The sequence below is a fragment of the Corynebacterium epidermidicanis genome (assembly GCF_001021025.1).
Taxonomy (GTDB): domain Bacteria; phylum Actinomycetota; class Actinomycetes; order Mycobacteriales; family Mycobacteriaceae; genus Corynebacterium; species Corynebacterium epidermidicanis.
The window spans coordinates 2,018,696-2,030,286 of the sequence record NZ_CP011541.1; the positions used below are offsets into that span (position 1 = coordinate 2,018,696).

Sequence of the window (11,591 nt, forward strand, 5' to 3'; positions counted from 1 at the left end):
CTAGCCGAGGCCACTGTTCTCACCGCGGGCCATCGAACCGGGATTGGGGATAACTACTTCGCTGTGGATAACTCCGCGTCTGGAGACTGTGAGTACACCACCGATACTGCTATACTTCCGGGCCCTAAATGCACCGAGAGAACCGGGTCAATGTCCGTGGTCAGATAGCTGGAGCCACTGGCCAGCACGGCTTCCATCGTCGTCTGGAGATGGCGGGCAGCCTCTCGTGCTTCATGCTGCTGAATAGCAACGAAAACGGGCTGACCGGCCGCCCGTTCGGCGATAATTTCCACGAGTTTGATAAAGGCTTTGGTTTGGGTGCGGGTTTTCGCGGCCAGTTCCAGCTTGCCATTCTTGAGCATCATGATCGGCCGGGTGGCCAGTGCAGAGGACATCAATGCCGTTGCTGGGGACAGACGTCCGGACCGGCGTAGGTCGTCGATACGGTGCAAGTACACGTAAAGCTCGGAACGCTCCAGCGTGTCCACGGCGGCCTCGTAGCACTCTCCGAGGCTCGCGCCCCGAGAAGCCAACTTTGCCGCGGCCATCGCCGCTGCTCCCAGGCCCATGCCGGCGGAATTGGTGTCGATTACTCGGACCGAGTCATCGAATACCGCCGATGCGGTCACCGCGTTGGTCCAGGTGGACGAAAGCTCTTTGGACAGGTGCAGGGCCAGCACGCCGTCGTCATGCCCCCGCTCGAGCTGGCGAGCATACACTGCGGTGAGCTCCAGCGCGGTCAACCCGGCGGTAGATGCCACCCCGCTGCGGCTCATCACGTGCAAGGGCGCGATGGTGATGTCTAGTTCCTCGACAATGTCTGCAGGCAAATTTGCGGATGAATCAGTGACCACACGTACCGGCATCGCTACCTCGCGCTCACATTCCAACCGTCCAGATACCACTGAGCATCCCCCACGGTCTCTGGGGTGAACCGAGCTTGCGGGAGCACGGGATCTCCCTCACCGTCAGCATCCGGGCTGCCGGGGTAGTAGCGCGGGCGGGCAGTAAGTTGGGCCCAACAGGTGTTCTTCAGGCCCGACAACATGGGGTACTGCTGAACATCCAGGCGCAGCAATGCAGAAGTAAGCGCGGCAATGGTTCCGCCGTGTGCCACGACCAGCACCGTGGTGTCGTCCCAGTTATCGAGGGACAGCATCAGCTCGTCGATGACTGCCCGGGCGCGGGCTGCCACCGCAACGCGCGACTCGCCACGGGGCGGGGCCCAGGTAGCATCGTGGCGCCACAGTGCACGCGCCCCGGGGTACTGCGCATCCACTTCCTCATGGCTCATTCCCTGCCATTCACCCAAATCGGTCTCACGCAGCCGGGAATCGATGCGCACCTCGGCACCGATTTTGTCGGCCACAGACTGCGCAGTGATGCGGGCTCGCTGCAGGTCGGAGGAAACTATCGTGGTGATGTTCAACCCCTGCAGGTGCTGCGCGGCTTGTTCTGCCTGGGCAATTCCCACCTCGGATAGCTCAGTATCCATGTGGCCCTGCATACGGCGGGTAGCGTTGTAAAACGTCTCCCCGTGCCGTAGGAGAATTAGCCGCCGGGTCACAGCTCGTCCGCGTCCGGCTCTTGCTCAGCGAGCGGAATCTCGTCCTGGGTCTGGGCGTTACGTTCGATGGCTTCGGAAGCCCAGGCGGTTGGCCGCTCCGGGGTCTCAATTCCCTCGATGTCAATGAGCGGACAGTCTCGCCAGAGGCGGTCCAGCGCGTAGAACTCACGCTCTTCGTTGCGGAAGATGTGCACCACGATCTCGCCGTAGTCGAGCAGGGCCCAGCGCCCCTCGCGCACGCCTTCGCGACGAATTGGTTTTGCTCCCACTTCGCGCAGCTTGTCCTCTACTTCGTCGACAATTGCGGAAACCTGGCGGTCATTGCTTGCCCCGGCGATGACGAACAGATCGGTGATGGTCAAAACCTCAGAAACGTCGATGACCGCGATTTCCTCAGCTAGTTTGTCGTCAGCTGCGAGCGCGGCGACAGTTGCCAAACGAATCGATTCTTCAGATGCAGTCACGTCAGTCCTCTAACTTGGTTGTTTTTGAAACTCGAACACCTAGTTTCCCACGTTTCGGGGCAATTGTGCTAGTCGAAGCCCCAATTATGCCACCCCAATCGGCGCAATCTACTAGGAACCCGGGGTTGGATCGCGATCCTCATCCGGCCCACCGAGTTGATACAGCCTCCGCTTGGCGATGTACTGCACCACTCCATCCGGCACCAAGTACCAGACCGGCCGACCTTCGGCCGCACGTGCTCGGCAATCCGTGGAGGAAATCGCCATCGCGGGGATCTCCAAAAGACTAATGCGGCCACGGTGAATCTCCGGGTCCACATCGGATTCCAGTTCGTACCCCGGCCTGGTCACGCCCACAAAATGCGCCAGCTGGAACATCTTGTCCCAATCGCGCCAGGTGACAATCTTAGCCAAGGCGTCCGCACCCGTGATAAAGAACAGCTCCGCATCGGGGAATTGTTTCCGCAGGTCATGCAAAGTATCGATGGTATAAGTTTCCCCACCCCGATCAATATCAACCCGCGACACCGTGAAGTCCGGGTTCGATGCCGTGGCGATCACCGTCATCAAATAACGATCCTCCGCCTCGCTGACCTTACGATCAGCCTTCTGCCACGGCTGCCCAGTGGGCACATAAATGACCAGGTCCAGATCATATCGAGAGGCCACCTCAGAGCCGGCCACCAAGTGACCGTTGTGGATGGGATCAAAAGTGCCACCCATGATCCCGATCCGCTTCAGCGGGACATCGGGATCATGGGTGGCATGAGCAGCTGCATTCATGGCAATTGAGCCTACCGCAGCCGGGGCTTATCGACGCAACGAACCTAACCAACGGCGTGAATAAAGCCAGCTACCCGGCGAGCAACCTCATCGCGATCGCCAGGAAATGGCGTGGATCCAACGAAATACTGATTGTGGCCCCACGGGTTATCGACCGACTTGTTGATAACCTTTCTTGCATTGAAGTCGCACCACACGTCGCCCTGAACGCAGTACTCCAAACGCTTATCGTTGCTGCGCACACGGCTAGCGTTACCAACTGACTTGGCCAAGACGCCGTCGCCAGAGAGCCCGGAGCCGAAACGGTGTGGATCGTCAGCGCGAGTGTATGGCGAGCCCATGTAGACGGCACCAGCCAACTTCCCTTCGCGCGCCAGGGTGGTTTCCAACTTGGTGATCACGGTAGCGCCTTGGGAGAAGCCCACCAGCAAGTACTGCGGCCGGCACCCGGTGGTTGCTTCGTAGGTACGCACGGTAGCTTCCGAGCCCACACGCCCGATTGAAATCGACTCGACGAAGGACTGCGCGCGAGGAATCACAAGGTTCTTGAATTCAGACAATGCCTCAGAGACATTGTTTGGCTGCGGGAAATCACCTTCTGGGAAACGAGCCGGGTAAGCGCGCTCGTCAATACCAATCACCTGCACGTTACCCATGAGCGAAGTGCCAGTATCCCGCTGGTGAACTGCTTCCACATGGTGCAGGAATGACCGGATGGTGGATCCTTCGCGGCCATTGGACACCCATGGCGAAGCTCCATACTGGGTCTGCTGCCACTCATAACCGCCGTTTTGTCCCGAGCCACGAGCAGCAAGAATAACAACGGCTGGGCATCGCTCCTGCGCACCAGCAACAGGAGCACTCACGACAGCCCCGGCAACAACACTGGTCAATGCAGCAAGGAACGCGCCGGTGGCACGTAGCAGCTTCTTCATTATGAAAGGAATCCCTCTAGTTCAGGCACGCAGGCTCGGAAAAGGCCAGCAGGCATAAAACCGAAAGCGCTGGCCACAATTGACTACAAACAGTGGGATTGTCGCACACTTATGCCAATCCAGAAACTTAACCTAAAACTGTTGTGACGATTGTTTCCTATGGGGCAAAAGTTATGGGCGGGTGTGCCCATCCCCGGTCAGCACCCACTTCGTTGACGTCAGTTCCGGCAGTGCCATTGGGCCCCGTGCGTGCAGTTTCTGCGTGGAGATACCGATCTCAGCTCCCATGCCGTACACCTCCCCGTCTGTAAAAGCGGTCGAAGCGTTGATCATCACGGCTGCGGAATCGACCTCGGCGGCGAAACGCTCCGCAGTACGGAAGCAACGCGTCGCGATTGCGTCGGTATGCCCGGAAGAATAGCGGGCGATGTGCGAGAGGGCCGCATCGAGCCCGTCGACAAGCGCGACGGCGATGTCCATGGAGAGATACTCGTCTTCCCAATCCGCGTCCACCGCAGGAACGATGTCGCTCGCACCTACCGCTTCCAACTCCGCCACGTCCCCGTGCACGGTCACCCCGGCCTCTTGAAGAGCACGGATGACGCGCAACTTGTCGGCATCGGCAAGACCTTGGTCGAGCAGCGCGGTTTCCGTCGTGTTGCACACGCTTGGGCGTCGAGTTTTGCCGTTGAGTAGCATCTCAATTGCCTGGTCCACATCCACGTCGGCATCAATGTAGAAGTGGCAGTTGCCCGTACCCGTCTCGATCGTTGGAACAGTTGCACCGGTGACCACCGCGTTGATCAGGCCCGCGCCACCGCGTGGGATGACCACGTCCACCAGGCCACGGGCGGTAATGAGGTCCTGTACCGAATCATGGGTCTCACAAGGCAACAGCTGCACTGCATCTTCCGGCACCTCCTGGCTGCGCAAAACTTCCTGCAAGATTTCTACCAGCGCTTCATTGGACCGACGCGCCGACTTCGAACCACGCAGCAGCGCGACGTTTCCCGACTTCAACGCCAAACCAAACGCATCCACAGTGACATTAGGGCGAGCCTCATAGACCATCCCCATCACGCCCAGCGGCACTCGCACCTGCTTCATCGTGATGCCATTGGGCATGTTGCGCCCTTGCACGACCTCCCCGACAGGGTCGGCGAGCCCCGCGACCTGACGCAGCCCACCCGAGATGGCATGGACACGCTCCTGTGTCAACGCCAAACGATCCAGCAGGCTCTGCCCCATCCCGGCGTCCACACCGGCAGCCAAGTCAGCCGCATTGGCTTCCAACACCCGCGCAGAATTCTCTTCGAGTGCCTGGGCCGCAGCCAGCAGGATCTGGTTCTTCTTGGAGGTAGTCAACCGAGCGATAGCCGGAGCCACCTCTTTCGCGCGCCGAGCCTTGATCAGCACATCGGCACGCTCAGCAGCACGAAGCTGCGCAGCGGCGTCAATCTCAGCGGCGCCTGCAGTGTGGACATCGGCGCCTGCCGAATGGGTGTGAGCAGTCATGCTCGGCAATATTACCGGATCCTAATAGCCTTTTTCCGGGAAAACCTCGGTTGGCATCTCAGAGCCCTCGATAAAGGCTTTCGCATTCGCGACGATCGCCGGCGCGATCAACGCCCGGATACGTTCCTGCGTGTTCGCCTCGTGTGGCGTGATCACGACCTGATCCAACGACCACAGCGGATGCCCATCCGGAAGTGGCTCGGGTTCGGTCACATCCAAAGCCGCTCCGGCAATAGTGCCGTCTTGGACAGCCGCCACGAGGGCGTCCGTATCCACCAGCGGGCCTCGTCCAACGTTGACCACCACCGCGTGCGGGCGCATCTGGGCCAGCGTCTCCGCGTTGATCATGTGATGAGTCTCCGGGGTGAGTGGGGCCGCCAAAATGAAGTAATCGGCATCAGAGTAAATGGAGCCTGCTTCGGCCGACGCCCGGGTTTCGTCAGCCCCTTCGACCGGACGGCCAGAGTTGTTCACCGCGAGAATCCGGCAACCGAATCCCTTCAGCATAGGAATCAGGTCCCGGCCGATCCCGCCCGCGCCAAGAATGGCGACGGTCTTGTCATACAGCCAGGCGGTGCGCTGATCCACTTCTTCCTTGGTATCCCAGGTTTGCTTTCGGGCTACCAACACGTGGCAGTGCAGCTGGCTCAACAACAGCGCTACCGCAGACTCTGCAACCGTGCGCCCATAAATCCCGCCGGCGTTCGCCCAGCGACGATCGTCGGTGATGATACCGGCGTCGAAGAAGCCATCGATGCCCGCGAGGCACAGCTGTACCCACTTGATGTTCTCGCCAAGCTGGGGAAAATCAGCCGGGGTGCCATTGAAAACGAGGAAGTCAGCTTCCTCCAACGACGCCTGCTCGAAGCCATTTTCTTCTAGATGCTGAACTACGCTTGGCCACTGCTGTGGCATGAGATGAAACTTCATCCGTGATGATCCTTCCCTTGGTCACTCAATGTTAGGTATGTGGCCAGGGTATCGGAAAAGGCTGCGCGCTAGGCCCGAGATGCGAAATTTGACAGGTAGTCTGCGTGCACCACCGGACGGGTCAGCCCCGCCGGCAAATCGACGGTATGCATGCCAATCATGCTGCTCAGCGTCCGTGAATCATATGCCACCTCACCGCGGCCGACAATCTCACCGGCCGGACCCAGAATCTCCACGATGTCGCCGGCATGGAAGTCCCCCTCGATCTGGGTGATTCCCACCGCCAGCAGGGATTTCCCGCCAGCTGTTACTGCCCGAACGGCACCGGCGTCGATATGCAGCGTGCCGGTTGAGTCCGCGGCGTAGAGGGCCCAGAACTTCCAGGCATTAAGCCGGTTTTCTTTAGGGTAGAACACGGTCCCCACCTGGGCGTGGTCGAGGGCTGGGCCGATATTGTCTGCGCTGGTGAGCAAGGTCGGGATTCCGCCGCGGGCAGCGAGGCGGGCTGCCGAAACTTTCGTCGCCATGCCACCGGTGCCCACTGCCCCGCCGGAGCCAGCGACCACGCCAACAAGGTCATTACCGTCGCGAACTTCGGAAATGAACCGCGCGGTGGGATCGATCGGGTTTTTGTCGTACAGGCCGTCAACATCGCTGAGCAGGATAAGCGCATCGGCGCTGATTAGGTTGGCCACGATCGCAGCGAGGCGGTCGTTGTCGCCGAAGCGGGCTTCTGCTGTAGCCACGGTGTCATTTTCGTTGATGATCGGCACGGCCCGCAGCTGACGCAACCTATCGATGGTGTTCTGCGCGTTGCGCGCGCGGTCGCGTTTACCGGCGTCGCCGGCGGTGAGTAGCACCTGCCCACATACCCGACCATATCGGGCGAAGCTCACGCCCCATTGGTGTGCCAGATAAACCTGCCCAACCGAAGCCGCGGCCTGCTTGGTTGGTAGATCGGTGGGGCGCGTGGCCAAACCAAGCGGTGCCATCCCGGCGGCGATGGCACCCGAGGACACCACGATGATGTCGGAGCCGCGCGACATCCGAGCTTCCAGGGCGTCCACAATCCGGTCGATCTTGTCCGAGGAGACGTGGTAGTTGTCGTCGGTCAGCGACGAAGAACCGATCTTGACCACGACGCGACGCGCCACGCTGAGGCTAGCCCGCACTTCCGATTCATGCCCGAAAGCTGGCCCAGCGCCAAGCGATGCCGGGAATTGCGCTGGCGCAATGTCGAGTCCGGTGTAGGGCGCAGCTGGGAGAATCGGATTATTCATAGCAATTTAGTGTACTGAAGGTGCTTAGCCCTGCCAGCGCTCGCGGTCGGCTTCTTGTCCGTCGCCGAAGTCGAGTTCGTCGATAAGGCCACGGCGAGCTTGTGAGGCGCGCTTACGCTCCGCAGCCGAGGTGCGCTCGGAGCGCTCCAAGCGCACGTCGGTGCCACGCCCGGTGAGCATGGTGTCTGCCCCCGCTGCGGTCATTGGCTCCCACTCGAAGCTGACATCGCCGATGGTCACGGTCGCGCCTTCACGCGCCCCCGCCTTGTACAGCGCATCCTCCACCCCGGCCTTAGCCAGGCGATCTGCGAGGTAGCCGATTGCTTCGTCGTTTTCGAAGTCGGTCTGGCGGACCCAGCGCTCCGGCTTCTCGCCGCGAACGACATACCCGCCCTCAACTTCCGGATCATTTTCAATCACGAAGCCCTGCTTATTGCGGACCGCGTCCACAGCCTGCGGACGAATGATCTGGCGGACTTCAGCCTTCTGCTTCGGGTTCGCCTTGCGGTGCTGCTGCACGATCTCCAACAACTTAAATTTCAGTGGCTCCAGGCCCTGGTGCGCGACAGCGGAAATGATGAAAACGGGCCAGCCGAATTTTTCCTCGATATCCTGCTTCAAGAACACCGCAAGTTCCAACGCCTCCGGCACATCCGTCTTATTCAGCACCACGATCCTTGGGCGATCTTTCAAATCGCCCAAGCCGACGTCGTGCGCCAACTCAGACTCATACTGGGCCAACTCATTTTCAAGCGCTTCGATGTCCGAAATGGGATCTCGGCCGGGCTCCATCGTTGCCGTATCGACGATATGAGCGAGCACCGCCGTGCGTTCAATATGGCGCAGGAAGTCCAACCCCAAACCCTTGCCTTCTGATGCCCCCGGGATTAAGCCCGGTACGTCGGCAATGGTAAAAGTCTCATGCCCAACATGGACCACGCCCAGGTTCGGAGCCAAGGTGGTGAATGGATAATCGCCGATCTTCGGCTTTGCCGCCGAGATCACGGAGATAAGGCTGGACTTGCCAGCAGAAGGGAAACCGAGGAGGCCAACGTCCGCCATGGACTTGAGCTCGAGGGTGACGTCGTGCTTTTCCCCTTCTTCCCCCTTCAACGCAAACCCGGGTGCTTTACGTGCAGCACTGGCAAGCGCTGCGTTGCCCAGTCCGCCATGCCCACCTTCGGCAGCGATGTAGCGCATGCCATTGGTGGTCAGGTCTGCCATGACCTCACCCTTTTCGTTGAGGACAACCGTGCCTGCGGGGACCTCTAGTACGAGATCCTCCCCCCGCGCGCCATTGCGGTGGTCACCGGCGCCATTGGCACCGCGCTGTGCCTTGATATGCGGACGGTAGTGCAAATCCAACAGGGTGTGTACCTGCGGCGATGCCTCGAGGATGATGTCACCACCGTGTCCGCCGTTTCCGCCGTCGGGACCGCCCAACGGCTTGAACTTTTCGCGGTGGACCGAGGCACAACCATTACCCCCATCGCCGGCCTGAAGATGTAAAACCACTCGGTCAACGAATCGGTTCATGGTGCTTTCCTTTACTTTCCTACCGCCAAAACTGCGTCAACGAGAACTAACCGCATCTGCTATCGCTGTGCTATCCCCAGCTCAGTCGCCGCGGTGCGATCAACCTCGGTCATGATCTACGTCTATGCCGAGGAGCCATCTGGGTGCGACGATCACCAACCGGCAATACCATCGCCCATCCTAATAGCTAATAACCCCAGCGAGTCTAGTTACCAGTCTGCCAAAAGCCTAATGCTTGCCGACGCCTGTCAACGCTTGCCGACGCCTGTCAATGCTTGCCGACGCCTGTTCCGGCAATCTGATCTTCTTGGAGCAGCCATCGGTGATGCTTCCCGCGGTGATGAACGCGGGAACATTTCCTGTCCGGCGTTGCAAAAAGGGATATGTTTGACACACGAAAGTCTAAGAACAGAAAGGCTCTCAAATAATGGCGAAGTTTGGGGTCGCGAAAACACTTCTCGTGGTAGGGGCGGTAGTCCTCGTGCTACTTGTGATATTGGTTGTGTTTTTCGCGCGAGAGGTCGATGAACGCCTTTCTCCGCCTCACCTCAGTGGCGATCAACGACGCACGTTTGAACAGGTAGAGCCCAGCTTGCTCGCCGAGCTGCCACCCAATTCCAGCGTCAAAGCCGACCCGGCTCATGACAGGGAGCCAACTATCATGGCGCGACTCGACCTAGGTGAGCGCGATATCGATTCTGCAGTAGCTCTAATTAACGCTGCAGAACGCACACTTGCAGCTCATGCCCCAAAGGACTGGCGCACGGCGATCGAACGCGCGGATTTCACCGCCCCAGGCACCTGGTATTCAGTTCAAGGCAACTCCACCCCGGAATTGACTCAACAGCTGCGGTATGTCGCTTATTTCCCAGCGAAGCAAGGAACCGCTGTCCTAGTTTTTCCAAGTTCGGGTGTGGCCAATTTCGTGGTGGATGACCAGCTGTCTTGCCAGGATATCCTCGCTGCTCTTGGGAAACTTCCGGCAGATAACGTAGGACTGACCACGCGCGTCAATCTGCGCCCGTGCCACCAAGAGCAGGCGATGTACTCCATGTACTTTCGGCCCGAAACAGTGGAGCAACAAGCAGCTGCGCTGCAGCAGTTCGTGACTGCCGGCCCCAAAACGGTCAAGCATGAAGCAACCTCGCTCCCCGACGGCACACTGGTGATCAACGAGACGAAGTACAGCGGGCAGAAGAAGCCTAACCCTGCCGACTCTTACGCTCAGGCGTGGCCAGGAGGCACAGTGCGGATGCAGTTCAACGACTTCAGCATCCGGATGGACGGTTCCATTTCGGAGCACTAGACCTGGGTTGTGTTGCTCCCGCAGAGCAATACCCTCAATTTGTTCGGTACCGCGTTGTGCGCTCGTGGCGGGGTGGGCCGGTGTAGAAAAGTTTGCGGTGTAGCGATGAGGGGTCTAGTAAAGAAAAGTGTGTCTCTGATGCGTGTTTTCCGCAGTGTTGTGGCCCTGAAGCCAGTATTTACTGTGGTCTGGGAGCCGTAGCCGCTCGATGTCGTCACTTCGGTGTAGTCGGACTACCGCTGCGGGATTATATTCATTAAAAAACGCTGCTCTACGTAGTCAGACTACGCCGAAGCGACGACATAGCACTTGTGCAGTACACCCGCACGGCCGACGACACGCCGACCGGACACACTTTTCTTTACTCAACCCGCGATGAGACTTGTGGCTCTAGCGCCAACCGGACACTCACTTCTTCACTTAACCCAGGGCAGACATGCGAAAATCCCCGTCCTATTGGACGGGGATTCTTGCTCGTATTTAGCTGTATTAAGCTTCTACGGTCTCAGCTGGAACGATGTTCACAGTGCGACGGTTGCGCTTGATCGCGAACTGGACTGCGCCAGCCTTGAGAGCGAACAAGGAATCGTCGCCACCACGGCCAACGTTCTCGCCTGGGTGGAACTTGGTTCCGCGCTGACGGATGAGGATCTCGCCGGCCTTGACCTGCTGACCACCGAAGCGCTTAACGCCAAGGCGCTTTGCCTCGGAATCGCGACCGTTAGAGGTCGAGGATGCACCCTTCTTATGTGCCATTTGGTTTCCCTCCTTCAGGAAAGCTAAAAGCCTGCCGGCTTACTTGATACCTGTTACCTTGACAACGGTCAGTGGCTGACGGTGGCCCTGACGCTTCTTGTAACCAGTCTTGTTCTTGTACTTCAAAATCTTGATCTTCGGGCCCTTGGTGTGCTCGACGATCTCAGCGTTAACGCTGACCTTCGAAAGCTTTTCAGCATCGGTGGTTACAGTTGCGCCATCGACGAGCAGAACCGGGGTGAGAGCCACGGACGAACCTGGCTCACCCTCGATCTTCTCGACCTTGACGAGGTCACCTTCGGCAACCTTGTACTGCTTTCCGCCGGTCTTGACGATCGCATACATAGGAGGGCTACCCCTTTATCTAGAACTCGGCTCGGACACCTAAGTTGGGGCCCGAATGGACAAATATTTTTGGCGTTTACCTCGCGACTGCGCATCTCATTTGGCGCGCGGAAGCGATCTGTAAACAGCGACTGTCAAAGACTACCCGGTAAACACCCAAAAATACAAACTGCC

At 59.1% G+C, this 11,591-nt stretch carries 12 protein-coding genes; 1 reads left to right on the forward strand and 11 read right to left on the reverse strand.

Annotation, left to right across the window (positions count from 1 at the left end; all coding sequences use genetic code 11):
* Positions 1 to 53 precede the first annotated feature (53 nt).
* The 9 genes from CEPID_RS09290 to obgE form a co-directional block, all read right to left on the reverse strand.
* A complete protein-coding gene (locus CEPID_RS09290; RefSeq protein WP_047240738.1) occupies positions 54 to 866 on the reverse strand; it encodes a DegV family protein in 813 nt (270 codons plus the stop codon).
* Between the two features lie 2 nt (positions 867 to 868).
* Complete coding sequence (locus tag CEPID_RS09295; RefSeq protein ID WP_047240739.1) at positions 869 to 1,567, reverse strand: histidine phosphatase family protein; 699 nt, start codon at positions 1,565 to 1,567, stop codon at positions 869 to 871.
* Positions 1,564 to 2,031 (reverse strand): ribosome silencing factor, encoded by a 468-nt coding sequence (rsfS, locus tag CEPID_RS09300; RefSeq protein WP_047240740.1) that lies wholly within the window; start codon positions 2,029 to 2,031, stop codon positions 1,564 to 1,566. Before rsfS ends, CEPID_RS09295 begins: the two co-directional genes overlap by 4 nt.
* 111 nt (positions 2,032 to 2,142) lie before the next feature.
* Positions 2,143 to 2,814: a nicotinate-nucleotide adenylyltransferase gene (gene nadD / locus CEPID_RS09305; RefSeq protein WP_047240741.1), complete on the reverse strand. Its 672-nt coding sequence runs from the start codon at positions 2,812 to 2,814 to the stop codon at positions 2,143 to 2,145.
* A 44-nt stretch (positions 2,815 to 2,858) separates the two neighbouring features.
* Positions 2,859 to 3,749, reverse strand: a complete 891-nt coding sequence (locus tag CEPID_RS09310; protein ID WP_047240742.1) for a hypothetical protein — start codon at positions 3,747 to 3,749, stop codon at positions 2,859 to 2,861.
* Positions 3,750 to 3,920: 171 nt separating this feature from the next.
* On the reverse strand, positions 3,921 to 5,264 hold the full coding sequence (locus tag CEPID_RS09315; RefSeq protein WP_083984432.1) for a glutamate-5-semialdehyde dehydrogenase: 1,344 nt from the start codon (positions 5,262 to 5,264) through the stop codon (positions 3,921 to 3,923).
* 21 nt (positions 5,265 to 5,285) lie between these two features.
* Positions 5,286 to 6,194 (reverse strand): D-isomer specific 2-hydroxyacid dehydrogenase family protein, encoded by a 909-nt coding sequence (locus CEPID_RS09320; RefSeq protein WP_047240743.1) that lies wholly within the window; start codon positions 6,192 to 6,194, stop codon positions 5,286 to 5,288.
* Positions 6,195 to 6,262: 68 nt separating this feature from the next.
* On the reverse strand, positions 6,263 to 7,474 hold the full coding sequence (gene proB, locus CEPID_RS09325) for a glutamate 5-kinase (protein ID WP_047240744.1): 1,212 nt from the start codon (positions 7,472 to 7,474) through the stop codon (positions 6,263 to 6,265).
* 24 nt (positions 7,475 to 7,498) lie between these two features.
* Positions 7,499 to 9,010 (reverse strand): GTPase ObgE, encoded by a 1,512-nt coding sequence (obgE, locus tag CEPID_RS09330; RefSeq protein WP_047240745.1) that lies wholly within the window; start codon positions 9,008 to 9,010, stop codon positions 7,499 to 7,501.
* Between the two features lie 427 nt (positions 9,011 to 9,437).
* On the opposite strand from obgE, the gene CEPID_RS09335 reads away from it, so the two are divergent.
* Entirely contained in the window at positions 9,438 to 10,316 is an 879-nt protein-coding gene (locus tag CEPID_RS09335; protein WP_047240746.1) for a hypothetical protein, read from the forward strand.
* Positions 10,317 to 10,805: 489 nt separating this feature from the next.
* Here CEPID_RS09335 and rpmA read toward each other — a convergent pair whose 3' ends face one another.
* The gene (gene rpmA / locus CEPID_RS09340; RefSeq protein ID WP_047240747.1) at positions 10,806 to 11,072 is read right to left on the reverse strand and encodes a 50S ribosomal protein L27; all 267 of its coding nucleotides are present in this window, start codon (positions 11,070 to 11,072) and stop codon (positions 10,806 to 10,808) included.
* Between the two features lie 39 nt (positions 11,073 to 11,111).
* Positions 11,112 to 11,417: a 50S ribosomal protein L21 gene (gene rplU, locus CEPID_RS09345; RefSeq protein WP_047240748.1), complete on the reverse strand. Its 306-nt coding sequence runs from the start codon at positions 11,415 to 11,417 to the stop codon at positions 11,112 to 11,114.
* Between the last annotated feature and the right edge of the window lie 174 nt (positions 11,418 to 11,591).

Excerpts from the sequence above, each read along its gene's own strand:
- CEPID_RS09335 (WP_047240746.1), top strand. The coding sequence starts at position 9,438 with ATGGCGAAGTTTGGGGTCGCGAAAACACTTCTCGTGGTAGGGGCGGTA.
- proB (WP_047240744.1), bottom strand. The coding sequence starts at position 7,474 with ATGAATAATCCGATTCTCCCAGCTGCGCCCTACACCGGACTCGACATT.
- rpmA (WP_047240747.1), bottom strand. The coding sequence starts at position 11,072 with ATGGCACATAAGAAGGGTGCATCCTCGACCTCTAACGGTCGCGATTCC.
- CEPID_RS09320 (WP_047240743.1), bottom strand. The coding sequence starts at position 6,194 with ATGAAGTTTCATCTCATGCCACAGCAGTGGCCAAGCGTAGTTCAGCAT.
- CEPID_RS09290 (WP_047240738.1), bottom strand. The coding sequence starts at position 866 with ATGCCGGTACGTGTGGTCACTGATTCATCCGCAAATTTGCCTGCAGAC.
- nadD (WP_047240741.1), bottom strand. The coding sequence starts at position 2,814 with ATGAATGCAGCTGCTCATGCCACCCATGATCCCGATGTCCCGCTGAAG.
- rplU (WP_047240748.1), bottom strand. The coding sequence starts at position 11,417 with ATGTATGCGATCGTCAAGACCGGCGGAAAGCAGTACAAGGTTGCCGAA.
- obgE (WP_047240745.1), bottom strand. The coding sequence starts at position 9,010 with ATGAACCGATTCGTTGACCGAGTGGTTTTACATCTTCAGGCCGGCGAT.
- CEPID_RS09315 (WP_083984432.1), bottom strand. The coding sequence starts at position 5,264 with ATGACTGCTCACACCCATTCGGCAGGCGCCGATGTCCACACTGCAGGC.
- CEPID_RS09310 (WP_047240742.1), bottom strand. The coding sequence starts at position 3,749 with ATGAAGAAGCTGCTACGTGCCACCGGCGCGTTCCTTGCTGCATTGACC.